The sequence below is a fragment of the Burkholderia perseverans genome (assembly GCF_022870505.1).
GTDB lineage: Bacteria > Pseudomonadota > Gammaproteobacteria > Burkholderiales > Burkholderiaceae > Burkholderia > Burkholderia plantarii.
In genome coordinates, this window is sequence record NZ_CP045093.1 from 3316025 (window position 1) to 3332903 (window position 16879).

Annotated in this window: 11 protein-coding genes; 6 read left to right on the top strand and 5 right to left on the bottom strand. The window is 70.4% G+C overall.

All coding sequences use genetic code 11. The features are described from left to right. Positions 1-200: 200 nt before the first annotated feature. Together BpN12_RS13905 and BpN12_RS13910 are read right to left on the bottom strand one after the other, a co-directional pair. On the bottom strand, positions 201-755 hold the full coding sequence (locus BpN12_RS13905) for a carboxymuconolactone decarboxylase family protein (protein WP_246793152.1): 555 nt from the start codon (positions 753-755) through the stop codon (positions 201-203). A 220-nt stretch (positions 756-975) separates the two neighbouring features. Continuing rightward, positions 976-1905, bottom strand: a complete 930-nt coding sequence (locus BpN12_RS13910; RefSeq protein WP_246793153.1) for a LysR family transcriptional regulator — start codon at positions 1903-1905, stop codon at positions 976-978. Positions 1906-2102: 197 nt separating this feature from the next. Here BpN12_RS13910 and BpN12_RS13915 point away from each other — a divergent pair, with 197 nt between their 5' ends. The 3 genes from BpN12_RS13915 (at position 2103) to BpN12_RS13925 (ending at position 5071) form a co-directional block, all read left to right on the top strand. Beyond that, a complete protein-coding gene (locus tag BpN12_RS13915) occupies positions 2103-3329 on the top strand; it encodes a YbfB/YjiJ family MFS transporter (RefSeq protein ID WP_246793154.1) in 1227 nt (408 codons plus the stop codon). Between the two features lie 58 nt (positions 3330-3387). Next, complete coding sequence (locus BpN12_RS13920) at positions 3388-4683, top strand: MFS transporter (protein ID WP_246793155.1); 1296 nt, start codon at positions 3388-3390, stop codon at positions 4681-4683. Positions 4684-4840: 157 nt separating this feature from the next. After that, complete coding sequence (locus BpN12_RS13925; protein ID WP_042629094.1) at positions 4841-5071, top strand: hypothetical protein; 231 nt, start codon at positions 4841-4843, stop codon at positions 5069-5071. Positions 5072-5352: 281 nt separating this feature from the next. Here BpN12_RS13925 and BpN12_RS13930 read toward each other — a convergent pair whose 3' ends face one another. Both BpN12_RS13930 and BpN12_RS13935 read right to left on the bottom strand, forming a co-directional pair. After that, entirely contained in the window at positions 5353-9237 is a 3885-nt protein-coding gene (locus BpN12_RS13930) for a DUF748 domain-containing protein (RefSeq protein WP_246793156.1), read from the bottom strand. Positions 9238-9487: 250 nt separating this feature from the next. Next, positions 9488-9844, bottom strand: a complete 357-nt coding sequence (locus BpN12_RS13935; RefSeq protein WP_342346194.1) for a winged helix-turn-helix transcriptional regulator — start codon at positions 9842-9844, stop codon at positions 9488-9490. Between the two features lie 106 nt (positions 9845-9950). Here BpN12_RS13935 and BpN12_RS13940 point away from each other — a divergent pair, with 106 nt between their 5' ends. Then, positions 9951-10532 carry a glutathione S-transferase C-terminal domain-containing protein gene (locus BpN12_RS13940; protein WP_246793158.1) on the top strand — a complete coding sequence of 194 codons (582 nt, stop codon included), beginning with the start codon at positions 9951-9953 and terminating at the stop codon, positions 10530-10532. 508 nt (positions 10533-11040) lie between these two features. On the opposite strand, the gene BpN12_RS13945 is transcribed toward BpN12_RS13940, so the two are convergent. Then, the gene (locus BpN12_RS13945; protein WP_246793159.1) at positions 11041-12447 is read right to left on the bottom strand and encodes a DUF1254 domain-containing protein; all 1407 of its coding nucleotides are present in this window, start codon (positions 12445-12447) and stop codon (positions 11041-11043) included. Between the two features lie 583 nt (positions 12448-13030). Here BpN12_RS13945 and BpN12_RS13950 point away from each other — a divergent pair. Together BpN12_RS13950 and BpN12_RS13955 are read left to right on the top strand one after the other, a co-directional pair. Beyond that, positions 13031-13381: a DOPA 4,5-dioxygenase family protein gene (locus tag BpN12_RS13950; RefSeq protein ID WP_246793160.1), complete on the top strand. Its 351-nt coding sequence runs from the start codon at positions 13031-13033 to the stop codon at positions 13379-13381. A gap of 168 nt (positions 13382-13549) precedes the next feature. Further along, the gene (locus BpN12_RS13955) at positions 13550-16714 is read left to right on the top strand and encodes a heavy metal translocating P-type ATPase (RefSeq protein WP_246793161.1); all 3165 of its coding nucleotides are present in this window, start codon (positions 13550-13552) and stop codon (positions 16712-16714) included. The last annotated feature ends 165 nt before the right edge of the window (positions 16715-16879 follow it).

Below are 16879 nucleotides of genomic sequence, written 5' to 3' on the forward strand. Positions count from 1 at the left end.
AGTGCGGGGCGAAAATTCCCGTCGCGCCGGTCCGGACCTGTGAGAATGGCCGCCCCACCTCCTGCAAGCGCAGCGATCAAGCACAGCAGGCGCGCCGGCCCCACGACTCGCGATACCGCGAGCATGGAGCCGGCGCGTTTCATTCGGAATCCTGATTCATCCCAGGAAACACCTGCCGCCTGAAATCGAACGGACGGGCGTCAAACCGGCGCGTGCCAGGCGTAGGCGTCGAACGGTGCCGCGAGCGGCGGGCGCGCGACGCTGCCGGTGTAGTTCGTGATGGTCGAGGCGGCCACCGCGGCGATCACTTCGAGCATCTGCGACGAATCGAAACCAGCGTCGAGGAACGCTTGCAGCGCGGCCGGCTGCAGGTGGCCGCGCGTCTCGATCAACGTGCGGGCCAGCGTCGACAGCGCATGCCGGCGCGTGTCCTCGGGCGAGCGGCCGGCGCGCAATGCATCGACCTCGGCCTGCGATACGCCCTGTTGCAGCGCCAGACCGGTGTGAAACGCCACCGCCCACTCGCAGCGGTTGGTCACGGCGTTCGTCAGCAGCAGCGTCTGGATCTCGGCCTCGGAAAAGCTGCCCGAATGCACGTTGGCGAACACGGCGACGAAGCCGTTGAGCAGCACCGGCGAGGCCGCGATCACGCCGGCGATTGCCGGGATCGTGCCGAACGCGGCATGCAGCTGCTCGAGCGCGGCAACCGATTTCTGCGGCGCCGAGGCGATCGAATGAATGGGGAATGACGACATGAGGCGCTCCTTGGTTGAGCGCGCGACGGAGGTGTCGCGCGATGAACCAAGGTTAGGGCCGGGCGCGCGGCCGGCCAATTACACGGCAGGTAATCAAACGGCGGCGGAGCGGAGCAAGACGAAACGAAAATGCGCCGATACCGGACCCGGCAGCCCGGCAGCAAAACTGGAAAACGGCAAGCGGAAAACGAAGCACGCCGCCCGCCTCAAGCCAGCCCCCTCAAGCCGGCACCGCCTGGGGCTCGACGCCGCGGCGCCCGCGCCCCGGCACCGCCTTCGACTGCCGGTAGACCTGCCGCGCCATCTCGAGGAACGCCGTCATCGCGCTCGACACGTAGGCATCCTCGCGCCGCACGAACAGCGTCTCGACATGCGCCAGCTCCTTCGGCACGCGATGGATCGAAACGTCGCCGGCCGTCGCCGCGTCGGCCACCACGCCCTTGGGCAGCAGCGTGATGCCCACGCCGGCCGCCACGCAGTTGATGATCGCGTCGAGCGAGCCGAATTCGAGCGGCTTCGCCACCACGATGCCCATCCCGGCCAGGAACGCATCGAGCCGCTGCCGGTACGAGCAGCCGAACTGGAATACCACCGTCTTCAGGTCCGGCCGGCCGGCCAGTTCCTTCACGGAGCGGATCGCGGGGCTCGTCACCAGTACCAGTTCCTCGGTGAACATCGTCTCGACGTGCAGGGCCGGATGATAGATCGGGCCGGCCACGAACGCGCCGTCGAGCCGGTAGTCGATCACGTCCTGCATCAGCCCCGAGGTGGTGCCCGAATTGACCACCAGCCGCACCTCCGGCCAGGTACGCGCGAAGTCGGTCAAGAGCGGCGAGAGCCGCAGCGCCATGGTGGTCTCCAGCGTGCCGAGCGCGAGCGTGCCGGTGGGCTCGCCGCGATCGGTGGCGGCGGCGCGCGCCTCGTTGACCAGCTGCGCGATGCGGCCGACGAACGGCAGCATGCGCTGCGCGGCCGGCGTGACGGTCACGCCGCGTGCATGACGCTGGAACAGCGCCACGCCGAGTTCGTCCTCCAGCGCGCGAATCCGCGCGGTCACGTTCGACTGCACCGTGTGCAGCTCGGCCGCCGCCTTGTTCATGCTGCCATGGCGCGCTACGGCTTCGAAGGTCTTCAGGTCGGCAAGGTCCATGATCGGAAAAGCGAAACGCTTCGAGGGCTATCGACGCGACGATTGTAGCGAGCCCGACGCCCGGCCGGGAAACGATGAATCGGCATAGCAGTGATCTCCATTCCAGATATCCCCTATCTTGATAATTCAGTTCTATGGATTAGTGATGACGCGTAACCTCAAGCTATCGAATAATCGAATCGAGCCAAGGAACGACGATGCAACGCGCAGCCGACTCCTCCCCCCACGCCACCCGCGCCGCGCGCGGCGTGCAGGTCTGGCGGGCCACCCTGTCCGGATTCAGCGCCAGCCTGGTGGGCATCGGGCTGGCGCGTTTCGCCTACACCCCGCTGCTGCCGGCGATCGTCGACGCGCACTGGTTCGCGCCGTCGCTGGCCGCCTATCTCGGCGCGGCCAACCTCGCCGGCTACCTGCTCGGCGCGCTGACGGGCCGCCAGGCGGCCGCCCGGGCCGGCGTCACGCTCACGCTGCGCGCGATGATGCTGCTCGCGACGGTGGCGTTCGTCGCCTGCGCGTATCCGCTCTCGTTCGCGTGGTTCTTCATCTGGCGCCTGCTCGCCGGGCTGGCCGGCGGCGCGCTGATGGTGCTGGCCGCGCCCACCGTGCTGCAGCACGTGCCGGCCTCGCGGCGCGGCCTGGTGAGCGGCGTGATCTTCATGGGTGTGGGGGTGGGCGTGGTGGCCTCCGGCACGGTCGTGCCGCTGCTGCTGCAACGCGGCCTGCCGGCCACCTGGATCGGCATCGGGCTGCTCTCGCTCGCGCTCACGGCGCTCGCCTGGCACGGCTGGCCGCATGAGGCCGCGCCGCCGGCCACCCCCGCCGCGCCGGCACGGCACCGCCACGCACCCGCGTCGCGTCCGCTGCGCGCGCTCTACGCCGAATACGCGCTGAATGCGGCCGGCTGGGTGCCGCACATGATCTTCCTGGTCGACTACGTCACGCGCGGCCTCGGCCAGAGCCTGCAGGTGGGCGCCGAATACTGGGTGCTGTTCGGCATCGGCGCCACGCTCGGGCCGGTGGTGGCGGGCGCGCTGGCCGACCGGATCGGCTTCGGCAACGCGCTGCGGCTCGCGTTCGTGCTCGAGATCGGCGGCGTGGCGATCCCGGCGCTCGGGCTCGGCACGTTCTGGCTGATGCTGTCGAGCGTGGTGGTGGGCGCGTTCGTCACCGGCACCGTGCCGCTCGTGCTCGGCCGGCTGCACGAGTTGCTCGCGCACCATCCGGCGCGGCGCGATCCGGCCTGGCGCACGGCCACGGTCGGCTTCGCGCTGTGCCAGGCGCTGGCCGCCTACGGGCTGTCCTACGTGTTCTCGCATCACGGCGGCGACTACCGCCTGCTGTTCGCAATCGGCACCGCGTCGATGGTGCTGGCGCTGCTGATCGACCTGGCCGCCGGCCTGTCACGGCGCGACGCGCGAACGTGACGCACGGCATGGCAGCCGCCATGCCGCTCCCCTTCGACGAGCGTAGATGAGGCATCCGATGTCCCACCCGGCCCCAAGCACCGCCCAAGCCATACCCAACGCATCCGCTGCACAGGCCGCTCCGCGCAGCTATGCCGAACGCAACGCGCGCTACTGGAAGCGCAATCTCGCGGTCTGCGTGTTCGGCTCGTTCACGACGCTGGTGAGCCTCAGCATGCTGCTGCCGTTCCTGCCGCTCTACGTCGAGCAGCTCGGCGTGACGGATCCGGCCGGCATCGTGCAATGGTCGGGCGTCGCGTTCGGCGCGACCTTCTTCGGCACGGCGATCACCGCGCCGCTGTGGGGGCGGCTGGCCGACCGCTACGGCCGCAAGCCGATGCTGGTGCGCGCGGCGATCGGCATGGCGGTGGTGATGTCGCTGATCGGCATCGCGCACAGCGTGACCGAGCTGGTGGTGCTGCGGCTGGCCGCCGGGCTGATCGGCGGCTACGCATCGGCCTCAATCGTGATGGTGGGCACCCAGGCGCCGCGCGAGCGGGCCGGCTGGGCGCTCGGCGTGCTCTCCACCGGCGCGCTCGCCGGCAACCTGATCGGCCCGCTGGTGGGCGGCTTCCTGCCGGCGCTGGTCGGCATCCGCGGCACGTTCTTCGTGGGCGGCGCGGTGATCGCGGTGGCCGCCGTGGCCACCATCGCGCTGGTGCGCGAGGATTTCGAGCGCGGCGTGGACAGCCGCGCGCGCCGCGACGCCGCGCCGGGCACCGACGCCACGCGCCCGGCCATCGAGCGCGCCGCGCTCGGCGCGCTGCTCGTCACCGCCATGATGGTGCTGCTCGCCAACATGTCGATCGAGCCGATCATCACCGTCTACATCGGCCAGCTCGGCGTGCCGCACGACCATCTGGCGCGCACCGCCGGCATCGTGATGGCCGCTTCCGCGTTCGGCAGCATGATCACGGCACCGCGTCTGGGCGCGCTCGCCGATCGCGTCGGCGGCTGGCCGGTGATCGTCGGCTGCCTGCTCGTCACCGGCGTGATGCTGCTGCCGCAGGCGTTCGTCACGCAGTGGTGGCAGCTCGCGCTGCTGCGCGGCCTGATGGGGATGTCGATCGCCGGCCTGTTGCCGTCGATCGCCAAGCTGGTGCGGCACGCCGTGGACGAGCATCGCTCGGGCAGCGTGCTCGGCTACCTGCAATCGGCGCAGTTTTCGGGGCAGGTGATCGGGCCGCTGATCGGCGGGCAGATCGGCGCGCACGTCGGGCTGCACGCGGTGTTCTTCGTCACCAGCGCGCTGCTCGTGCTGTGCGCCGCGATGGATGGCTGGGTGCATCGGCGCCAGGCGGCGCGGCGGGCGTGACCCGTTCATGGGTCCGCGTCGTAACCCCTCTCCTTGCCGGATGCAGCGATCGCGCGCCGATGCGGGCGCGCAACGCCGCCGCAAAACTATTTTGTCCGGGTTGGCGAGCGAGTATTGACGTGCGATAACCGGGTTTTCCCTTATCCGGAGCCTGACGATGGCCACGCTCGAAGCGTTCCGCTCCGTGCTCGACGACACGCGCACGCCGGAAATCATCCGCAATCACATCATCGATTCGCTGCAGTACGCGCTGCGCAACTACGGCCAGGTATTCACCGCCAAGGAAGTGGAATGGCTGAGCGCCTGGGACGACGCGCGGATTCCGCTGGCCGCGCGCAAGGAGCTGGCCAGGCGCGAACCGGCGCCGGCCGTCGCGACGGGGCGCTGAGGTATCGGTCGGGCGCGGTCGATAAAGGGACGGGTTGCGCCCGGCGCCGGCTTGCCGTTTCGGGCGATGGCATGTCGATCGACGTGATCACGAGCGCGCCGGCACGGCCGGCCTCGAGTCGGGCACGCGCAGGCGCCCTTCTCGCCGACATCGCGCGCGAAAGCAGGCTGCCGGCTTCCTGAACCACCGAAGCGCCTTCGGCGGCGCCATGATGACGACGACGCCGGTCCCGAACGCGCCCGCCACCCGCGTCGCCTCGCGGCGCGCGCGGGTCACCCGCCTCACTTGAGCCCGAAATCCACGCGCGTGGTCGCGCCCTTGTCCTCGATCCCCTTCGCGTCGAGCTTCGGCGCGACGACGAACATCCGGCTCGCGTCCACCTTCCCGTCCAGATACTCGCGCACCGCCTGCGCGCGCGCCTGGGCCAGGCCGCGCAGGCTCGCCTCGTCCACCGGCGCGTGATCTTCCAGCGCCTGCCGCATCTCGGCGTCGGGCAGTGTCTTCTGCAGGCCGATCAGGTTGCGCGGCTTCTTGAAGTCGGCCGCCTTGTAGGCGCGCGTCAGGTATTGCGTGGCTTCGTCCGGCGCGACCTTCACCGTCATCGGATCGACGCTCTCGCCCTGCCCCACCACGTCCTTGAGCTTCTGCTGGCGCACCAGCCGCTCGACGTAGGCTTCGCGCAGGCCCGGCTCGTCGCGCGCGGGATCGACACGGCCCGTCAGGTCGAGCCGGATCGAGGGCTTCTCGGCCAGCAGCTTCGCGATCGTGTCTAGCTTCTGCTTCGCGGCGTCGGACAGCGTCGCGAGCCCCGGCGCGAATTCCACGTAGCCGAGTTCCTCGCCGCCACCGCCGAACGCGCTCGCGAGCAGCGAGAACGGCGCCGTCACCGCCTTCTTCAGCAGGTTCAGCACCGCATGCCAGATCAGCCCGCCGACGCTGAATTCCGGGTTCGACAGCGAGCCGGACACCGGGATGTTCACGTCGATCTCGCCGCGCGAGTTCTTCAGCAGCGAGATCGCGAGGCGCACCGGCAGCTTGGTCGCCGTGTCGTTATCGACGTGGTCGCCGAACGTCAGCTGGTCGATGAAGATGTGGTTGTTCGCGCTGAGCTGGTCGTCCGCGAGCTGGTAGTGCAGGTCGACGTTGAGCTTGCCCTTCGTGATCGGATAGCCCGCGTACTTGGCCGAATACGGCGTGAGGTTGGTCAACTCGATGCCGTGCGCGGAGGCCGTCAGGTCGAGCGCCGGCTTCGCGATCAGCGGGTTCACCGAGCCCTTGATCGAGATCGGACCGTTGCCTTCGAGGCTCGCGCCGATATCGACGGGCGCGGGAGTCTGCGACTCGGTGCCGAACGCGCCGACGGTGCCCTTGATCGCGACCAGGTCCGCCGTGTAGTTCGGGCGGATGAAGTTGTCGGTGTAGGTCACGCGGCCGTCGCGCAGCACCAGTTCGCCGACGCGCATCCGCACCGGCCGGCTCGGCGCCGGCGCGGCCGTGACGAGCGCGGGGGCCGATGCCGGCACGGCGGCCGCGGCAGTGGTTGCGGACGCAACATCCTGCGAAGGCGTGGCGGCCGAAGCCGGCTGCGCGCTCGCGGCCGCCACCGCGGAGGCGGTCGGCGAGAGCGGCAGCGGCTCCGTGCCATTTGTGCTGCCCGCGCCGCGCGTCAGCGACTGGGCGGGGCCGCTCTGTTTCGCCACCACGTCGTTGAGGTTCAGCCGGCCCTGCGCGTCGAGCAGCACGCGGCCGTAGAAGTTCGCGAACGTCACGCGCGCGGCGTCCACGTCGGTGCCGCGCGCGCTGTCGTAGTTCGCCTTCAGGTTCGACAGCGCGAGCGAGCGCCAGCCCGCGAACGGGTCCGACGAAGCCTTGTCGAGCAGCCGCACGTCGACCAGCGCGAGATCGCCGCGATACGACGCCTTGGTCGCCGCGCCGGCCTGCGACACCGCGAGATCGCCCTTCGCGTCGAGCAGCGCGCTCGCGATCGTCGCGTTGAGCGCGCTGCCGAAATACGGTTCGAACGCGGCCGCGTCAAGGCGCTTGCCGTCGATGCGCAGGCGCGCGTCGAGCGGCGTGGCGCGCACCTCGCCCGCGATCTCGACGCTGCCCTTGCGGTTCAGCGTGGTGCGCAGCGACAGCGGCAGCGGCTTCGACAGGTCGTCGCTGATCGGGCCGAGCGTCAGCGTCAGCGGCGAGAACGCGAGCTTCACCGGGCGCGGTGTCGACAGGTCGGTGACGTTGGCCTTCGCGTCGGTCAGGTTCAGCGCGCCGATGCGGTAGTGCCATGGCGCGGCGGCCTGGGTGGATTCGGCGGCGCGAGCGACATGCTCATGTTCGACGCGGGCGTCGTGCGCCGGCCCGGCCAGCGACGCCAGATCGATCTGGCCGTCCTTCAGCCGCGCCACGTCGGCCGACAGCCCGTCCACGTCGATGCTCGCGAGTTCGGCGGTGCGCGCGCCAAGGTCGATGCGCGTCACGCCGACGCTCGCCTTCGACAGCGCGATCACGGGCGCCTTCGCATACGGCGCGCCGAGCTTCAGCGCGCTCAGCGTCAGCGTGCTCGGGCCGATGTTGGCCGCGAGCGGCGCCTTCGACCAGTCGGCGAACGCGTCGACGCTGGCGCCGAGCCTGCCGTCGAGCAGCTTCGCCCGGCTCGCGCTCGCCAGATACGGCGCGATTGCCGGCAGCGCCAGCGCGTCGATCGTCAGATGGCCGCCCGCCTGCTGCTGCGCGAGGCTGATCGCGCCGGCCGCGCGCAGCGCGCCGCCCTGCGCGAGCGAGGTCGAGATCCAGAACTTCGCGGGCTGGCGGCCCTGCAGCGTGAAGCCGGTGAGCGTGGTCTTCAGGTTCGCGAGCGTGAGCGCGACGGGCGGCGACACCGAGGCGTCGCTGACACGGATCGTGCCGTTGTCGATCGCGAGGCGTGAGACCGTCAGGTCGAGCGGCCGGGGGGACGCCGGCGTGGCAGTGGCCGTGGAGGCGGCCGCGGCCGGCGAAGCGGCGGCGGATGCGCTCGTGGATGCCCCGGACGACGTTGCGGACGAAACGGCTGCCACCGGCGAAGCGGCGCCCGCCCCCGATGCCCCCTGCGCCGCCGCGAGCCGCTGCACGTTCAGCAGACCCGCCGCATCGCGCGTCAGCGTCAGCTCCGGCGCCTCGACGCGGATCTCGTCGAAATGCAGCGCGCGGCGCAGCGGTTCGAGCGACGCGGCGGCCACGTGCAGGCGGCGCGCCGCGAAAAGCGGCCGGCCCTGCGCATCGGTCACGTTCGCGTCGGCCAGCTCGACGCTGCCCGACACGCGCAGCGCGCTCGTGTCGCCGTCGATCGCGAAGCTCACGGCCAGATCGCTCGACAGCCGGCCCGAATTCATCGCCACGGGCAGTCTGGCCGGCGCGTAGGACAGCAGCTTCGGCACGTCGAGCCCGTCGAACTTCAGGTTGATCTGCGACTCGCGCGAGCGCGCGAACGGCTTGGTCCTGCCGTCGATCGCGATCGGGCTGCCGTCGAGCCGCAGGCGCAGCGTCGGCTGCACGAAGATGTCGGTCTTCGACGCCAGCGTCGCGACGAACGGCACGCCGAGCGTCCACTGGTCCACCGTGTGCCGCACGCCGAGCAGGCGGTCGTCGAAATCGATCCGGCCGTTGTTGATCTGGATGTTCGACACCGAGAAGCGCGCCGGCCCCGACGCGGGCTGCGGCGACGGCTTCGAGAATTTCTCGATCAGGTCGGTGAAATTGAAGCGCTGCGCGTCGTAGCGGACGATGTGGAAGCGCGGCGAATCGATCCGCACCTCGTCGACGATCGGCGCGCCGCGCAGCAGCGAGGCCCACGCCGGCCGCACGATCAGCTTCGCGATGTCGATGAACGGGGCGCCGCCGGCCGGCTCGCCCACGTGGATGCCGTCGGCCTCGAGCCGCAGCGTGTAGGGATTCAGCGCGATCCGCGCGATCCTGGCCGGGCGGCCGAGCTGGCGGCTCAGCTGCTGCTCGGCGAGATGGCGGATCAGCGGCGGCGCCGCGAAGAAGCCGAGCAGGCCGAACAGCACGAGGAACGCGACCACGCCGAGCGCGACGCGCCGGGTGCCGCGCGCGCGAACGAGGCCGCCCAGCCATTGCGCGAATCGGGAACGGGGAGCGTCGGACTGCTTTTTCTGGATACTGGCCATGCAGGAGGTGCCGGTGAGGCGACGGCGGCGCCGTCGGCAAAATCGGGGCGGAAGCCTTGGGATTTCCGAAGTATAGGCGGTTGGCCAGGGCGATCGGCGCCGGAAACTTCAGGAATTGTAAGTTTCCGGCAAGGCGGCGGCCCGGAAGGAATAGCTGGCCGCCACTGCGCTATCAGCGGAGCGTGCGCTCACTTTCCATCGAGTCGACGAAAGATTTCTGGCACGGCCGCGAGCCGTTGTCGGCGTGCGGTCAGTGCGCTTCGTCGTAGCGCGCCCGGTTGGCGTCGACCGTCGCCCGATGCGCCCTTGCCCATTCCGCGAGCTGGCGCGCCGGCTCCGCAAACGAGCGCCCCAGCTCGGTCAGCGCATAGTCGACCTGCGGCGGCGAGGTGGCCCGGACGCTGCGCAGGACCAGGCCGTCACGCTCCAGCGCCTTCAAGGTGCGCGTCAGCATCTGCTGCGAAATGCCGGTCACGAGGCGCTTGATTTCATTGAAACGCCGCGGCTCGTCTCGCAGCGTGACGACCACCTGCATGGTCCACTTCTCGCCAATCTGGCCGAATATCTCGCTGACGCCGCGGCAATCCCGGGGCGCGTCGGGCGGCATGGTCATATCGATCTGACTAGGTCCTGAAAATATGCGTTTTCGGCGTGTGGCGAGATCTTCGATACTGGATTCTCGTCCAATCCTCGCGCCACCGCCCGACACTACCATGAAGCTTTTCTACCATCCCGGCGCCTGCAGCCTCGCGGTTCACATCGCGCTGATCGAGGCCGGCCTGCCGTTCGAACTGGTGCGCATCGATCGCGACAAGCGCACCGGGGACGGCCGCGATTTCCTCGATATCAATCCACATGGTTTCGTCCCGACGCTCGAATTCGACGACGGCATGGTGTTGAGCGAAGCGCTCGCCAATCTCTGCTACGTCGCCGAACACGCGACCCACCTGCTGCCGGCGCAGGGGCCTGCCCGCTGGCGCGTGCTCGAGACGCTGTCGTTCATGACGACCGAGCTGCACGGGAACTTCAAGCCACTGTGGAAACGCGCCCCGGACGCCGAGCAGGCCGCGGCGAAGCAGTCGTTGACCCGGCATTTCGCGGCCCTGGGGCGGCAACTCGGCGACGCGGCGCACATCGTGGGGCCCCGGATCACCATCGCGGACCCTTACCTGTTCGTGATGCTGCGATGGGCGAGCGCCCACGGCATCGACGTCCCCACGAATCTCGCCGGCTACCACGACCGCCTGCGGGCGCTGCCGCCCGTCGCCCGCGCGCTTGCCGAAGAGGGCCTGTAGCGAGGCCAGGGGCGGCCCGCGAGTATCGCGTCGGCGTTTCCGCATCGTCATTGACTGATGTCGAAACGCCCCGGCGGAAAATACTCTGTCAAGCAATTGAAAGCCCGCCACGCGCTTGCCTGACGGGACGAGGATGAATTCCCGCAATCTCGCCGCACTGCTCTGTACCGCCCTGGGCACGGCGGCCCGGCCTCCATTGCGGCCTTTGGAACCGCGAGCCGATCTGTCGAAGGACGGCTATGTCCATCTGGCGTTTTGCGTCGCGCGGCCGGCGCTAGTCGGAGGCGTTGCAGGCCCGGCATGCAGGCCGGGTTGCCCGATGCGCCAGCCCTCGCGACGATGCGGTCGATAAGGCCCGGCGATCGTTGCACCGCCGGCGCGACCGGCGCCGACAACACGGGCCGCATGCCGATTGGATGCGGAGCCGGCGTTCGGCGCCCGGCGTGCGCCATGGCGAGGCACGCTTCTCGCCAGGCCATGCCGAACACCATAGCGAGCACTCACTTTCTCAGCGCCGCTCCACCGCCGGCGGCTGCCACGAACCGTCGGTCGCCTCGGCCTTCGGCGCGTACAGGCGCAGCGCCAGCTGGAAATCGGCGCGCGGCGCGGGCAGCCAGTTCGCCGCGTGAGCCCGGCCCGGCGAGGTCGCCGACACGATGATGTCCACCGAGCCATCGCGATTGCGCTGTAGCCGATCGAAGCCGCCGATCGAGCGTCGGCCGCGGCCGACCTCGGGCAGCGCGCCGTCGGCCGTGTACGGCGTCAGCGACCAGAACGCGCGCACCGGCGGCAGCGCGCGCGGCGCGAAATGCAGCACGTAGCGGTTGGCGCCGTCGAGCGGCTTGCCGTCGCCGTCCACCGCCACCACGGCGACGGTTTCGTCTTCGCGCGCGCCGGCGCCGAAGTGCGTGGCCGCCGCGTAGGCGCGCAGCGCGTAATCCTGTCCGTAACGGCCGGCGTCGCCGCCGAGCCAACGCCAGCCGTCGGCCGCGAACAGGTTCGACGGCGGCGTGGCGAGCCGCGCGCGCGCATCCTCGACGCCGCGCGTCGCGGCGGCGAGGCGTTCGTCGGTCCAGTCCACCCCGCTGCCCGCCTTCACGCCGATCTCGTCGAGCACCTGATCGACGTGGGCGTCCGGCTGCACCGGCGGGTTGTCGCGCAGCGCGGTCGCGAAGCGCGAGAAGAACGCCTTCGCGTCGAGCGCCGCGACGCGCGAGGCGGCCGTCGCCGAGGTCGCGGCGGCGTTCGCCGACGCTTCGTCGAGCGCCGCCTGCGCGCGGCCGGCCCGCTCGGCCCGCTCGGGACGCGCCGAAAAAGTCGACAGCGGCACGATCCGGACCGCGCGCTGCCAGCGGCGCGCCTCGTTCAGATCGCGGCCGCCGCCGGTGCGCACGCGCACGCCGATCCAGGCCTCGTGCGACGGCAGGTCGACGCGCTTGACGCCGTCCGGCAGCGAGCCGTGAAAGTCGGGGCCGACGAAGGCAATCGTTTGCTCGCGAACCAGGCCATTGCGCGGATTCGCATCGGCCCCGGTGGACCAGACGACGTTGGTCCACATGTCCAGCACGCGCGCATCGAGATAGCGGCCGTGCGTGTCCGGCAGCGTGACGAGCACCGGCTCGGCGGCCACGTCGAGCCAGCCGCCCGCGTCGAGCGTGTCGACGCCCGGCAGCGGCGGGTTCATCGCGCCGGCCGGCGGCAGCGCGGCGGCGCCGCTCAGCGTGTTGACGGGAACCGGCGCCACGCCGTCGCCGCTCGCGGCGGCTTCGCGCGCGACGTCCATCATCACGAGCGGATAGGCATACAGATAGGAATCGGCCACCTCGCTGCGCATCCAGCCCGTCTTGCGGGCAACGACGTCCGGCTGCTGCGGCGAGGCGCAACCGGCGAGCACGGTGACGAAAGCGACCGCCATCGCGGCGCACGGCCGGACGGCGGAAAACGGGCGAAGAAGTGTCATTGCGATTGGCGCGCGGCGCAGCGTCGGCTGCGCTTGTTGATTGGCGGCCGGCGCTCGCGGTCTCGATCCTCGTAGCGGGTGCGCCGTCCGTTCGCATCCGGAACCCCGGAGCGCGAGAATCGTACCGCGACGCCCAGGGCAAAAACAATGTCCGCGCGTGAAGAAGCTGTTGCCTGTCGGCGATTTAATTCGGAATACGCAACAGTCGAAAAGAATGACGGGGGATTATCGTGCTTCGGCATCGTATGGTGAGTGCTCACTGTTGCGGATATCGTCAGGAATAAATGCAGTCGACACGGCGGCTTGACGATGGCGTGACATCGACACGAGATTGGCGCGACGTCGGGATGACGACGGCGTGACGGTTTTGAGGCGACGGCCGTCGTGCCGCGTTCGCGATTGCCCGGGGACAGGTCCGGTTGACCGTTAGTTGCTGGCCGGTAGTCGCCGATTCGGGCGGCGGCCGGGCCGGAACGAACGCTTTCGGGAAATCGCGGACAATGGACGCTTCATCGCCCCACTTCCCCGATTGCCATCCATGAGTTTTCTCGATCCCGCCGGCATCACGAGCTGGCACGCACACGTCTATTTCGATGCCTCTAGCCGCGACGCCGCGTGGGCGCTGCGCGAGGCGATCGAAACGCATCTCGGCACCCTGGTGCGGATCGGCCGCTTCCACGAGCGGCCGGTCGGCCCGCACCCGATGTGGTCGTACCAACTCGAATTCGACCACGGACAACTCGCGGCGGTGGTCGGCTGGCTGGCCCTGAATCACGGCGCGCTCGACGTATTCGTGCATCCCAATGTCGGCGACGCGCTGCGCGACCACCGCGATTCGGCGCTCTGGATCGGGCAGTCGCATGCGCTGAATCTCGATACGCTGCGCTGAGCGCGGCAACGGGTAGCGGCTCGGTGCCGGGCCGACAGCAAACGGGCGGCCGAGCCGCGTCGCGACCGGCTTCGGCCAGCCCGATAAAAAGCCGCTTGACCTTACCATCGTTGGAAGGTTGATACTGGCTGCATCGTCGGCTTCGGCCGCGCCTGACCGGTTTTCACGATGACTGATCTGTCCACTCCCGCGCCCTCCAAGACAACCGAACTGAGCATCGAAGGCATGACCTGCGGCGGCTGCGCGCGCCGCGTCGAACGCACGCTCGCGGCGATACCCGGCGTCGTGACGGCACAGGTCGATCTCGGCGCCAGGGCGGCGAGCGTCGCCAGCCTGCCGGACGTCGATGCCGAGACGCTCGCCGATGCCGTCACGGCCGCCGGTTATCCGGCGCGCGTCAGGTCTCGGCAGGATTCGACTGGTTTGCCGGTTGATTCGCCGATGGCACCCGACGCCGGGCCGGCGGCGCGTGTCGTTGCCCTGCGCGTCGGCGGGATGACTTGCGGCGGCTGTGCGCGACGCGTCGAAAACGCGCTGGCTGGGGTGGATGGCGTCGAACACGCGAGCGTCGATCTCGGCGCCGCGACGGCCACGGTCGAAGCGGGCCGTGATGTCAGCGCGCAGACGCTGATCGACGCCGTCGTTGCCGCGGGCTATCGCGCCGAGCCGGCGGATGCGGGGAAACCGACGGGGGAGGCGCCGGCACACGAGGTTGTGGCGACGGCCGCGCCGGTCGCCGTGACGTTCGTGCCGATGCCGAAGCCGCGCGCGAAGAAGGCCGTGGACGCGGCGCCGGCGGCTCCCGTCGCGCCAGCCCAAAACGGTGAGTCGGCTTCGCCGACGACGGCGATCGAACTCGACATCGGCGGCATGACTTGCGCGTCGTGCTCGAACCGCGTGGAAAAGGCGCTCGCGCAAGTCCCCGGTGTGTCGCACGCTTCCGTCAATCTCGCCACCGAACGTGCGAGCGTGAGCGGCGATGCTTCCGTTTCTGCCGCGCAACTCATCACCGCGGTCGAGAAAGCCGGCTATCGCGCGACGCCGATCGAAACCGCCGGTGCGACGGCAGCCGAGCCGGCGCTCGCGTCGCAGCCCGCCGAACCGATCGAGCTCGACATCGGCGGCATGACCTGCGCGTCGTGTTCGAACCGCGTGGAAAAGGCGCTCGCGCAAGTCCCCGGTGTGTCGCACGCCTCCGTCAATCTCGCCACCGAACGTGCGAGCGTGAGCGGCGATGCTTCCGTTTCTGCCGCGCAACTCATCGCCGCGGTCGAGAAAGCCGGCTATCGTGCGACCTCCACCTCCACCTCCACCGCCTCTCCCGCCGCCACGCCCCGCACCCGCTCGAGCGCCGAATCACGCAAAACCGCCGAAGCGCGCCGCGACCTGACGCTGCTGATCGGCTCGGCGATCCTGACCATGCCGCTCGTCGCGCCGATGTTCGCGGCGCCGTTCGGTGTCTCGCTGATGCTGCCGACCTGGCTCGAACTCGCGCTCGCGGCAGTCGTGCAGTTCGGTTTCGGCGCGCGCTTCTATCGCGCCGCGTGGCACGCGCTGCGCGCGCGCGCCGGCAACATGGACCTGCTCGTCGCGCTTGGCACCTCGGCCGCGTTCGGCCTGAGCCTCTGGCAGCTGCTGCGCGCGCCGGGCCACACCGAGCATCTGTACTTCGAGGCCGCGGCCGTGATCGTCACGCTGGTGCGCTTCGGCAAATGGCTCGAAGCGCGCGCCAAGCGCCAGACCACCGACGCGATCCGCGCGCTCAACGCGCTGCGCCCCGACCGCGCGCGCGTCGTCGAGCATGGCGTCGAACGCGACGTGCCGCTCGCACAGGTGCGCGTCGGCGCGATCGTGGCGGTGCGCCCCGGCGAGCGCTTCCCGGTGGACGGTACGATCGTCGCCGGCGAGTCGCACGTCGACGAATCGCTGATCACGGGCGAAAGCCTGCCCGTCGCGAAAGCGTCCGGCGACCGCGTGACGGCCGGTGCGATCAACGCGGAAGGCGCGCTGACGGTCGAGACGACCGCGATCGGTGCCGAAACCACGCTCGCGCGCATCATCCGGCTGGTCGAATCGGCGCAAGCCGAGAAGGCGCCGATCCAGCGCCTCGTCGATCGCGTCAGCGCGGTGTTCGTGCCGGCCATCCTCGCGATCGCGCTGGTCACGCTGGCGGGCTGGCTGCTGGCCGGCGCGGGCGCCGAGACGGCGATCCTCAACGCGGTGGCGGTGCTCGTCATCGCCTGCCCCTGCGCGCTCGGCCTGGCCACGCCGGCCGCGATCATGGCTGGCACCGGCGTGGCCGCGCGGCACGGCGTGCTGATCCAGGACGCGCTCGCGCTCGAACTCGCGCAGCGCACCGCCGTGGTCGCCTTCGACAAGACCGGCACGCTGACCGAAGGCAAGCCGGTGGTGACCGCGTTCGACGCGCTCGGCCTCGCGCGCGGCGAGGCGCTCGCGATCGCCGCCGCCGTGCAGCGGCAGAGCGACCATCCGCTCGCGCGCGCGCTCGTGGCTGCGTTCGAACACGAGGCGCCGGCCGGCGCGACCGCGCTGCCGGTCGCCGAGGCGCGCGCGGTGGCGGGGCGCGGCGTCGAGGCCCGCGTCGGCGCCGCGGGCCACGCCACGCGTTATGCGATCGGCAGCGCGCGCTGGCTGGCGGAGCTTGCCATCGAGATGCCGGCCAGCGCCAAGGCCCGCGCGGCCGAACTCGAGGCGGCCGGCAACACGGTATCGTGGCTGATGCGGCTCGACGCGCCGCAGGCGGCGCTCGCGCTGATCGCGTTCGGCGATACGGTGAAGCCCGGCGCGCGCGACGCGATCGGGCAGCTGCACGCGCTCGGCATCCGCACCGCGCTCGTGACCGGCGACAACCGCGGCAGCGCGGCGGCGGTCGCGCGCACGCTCGGTATCGACGAAGTCCATGCGCAGGTGCTGCCCGACGACAAGGCGCGCGTGATCGGCGACCTGAAGGCCGCCAGCCGCGGCGTGGTCGCGATGGTCGGCGACGGCATCAACGACGCGCCGGCGCTGGCCGCCGCCGACATCGGCATGGCCATGGCGACCGGCACCGACGTGGCGATGCAGTCGGCCGGCATCACGCTGATGCGCGGCGACCCGGCGCTCGTCGCAGCCGCGATCGACATCTCGCGCCGCACCTACCGGAAGATCCGGCAGAACCTGTTCTGGGCGTTCGTCTACAACCTGGTCGGGGTGCCGCTGGCGGCGTTCGGGCTGCTCAATCCAATGATCGCCGGCGCAGCCATGGCGTTCTCGAGCGTCAGCGTCGTCACGAACGCCCTGCTGCTGAAAACCTGGAAGGGCAGCACGCGATGATCGCGCGGCGCCGAGAGACCGGGCGCCATTCAGCACAAGGCCCGCGCATCGGAATCGGTGCGCGGGCCTTGTTTTTACGGTGGCCGCGCCAACAACGTCGACGGACCACGAAACGAAATACGGGGAAGCGGGACAGCCGGGCAGATACCGCGCGCTCGGGCCGAA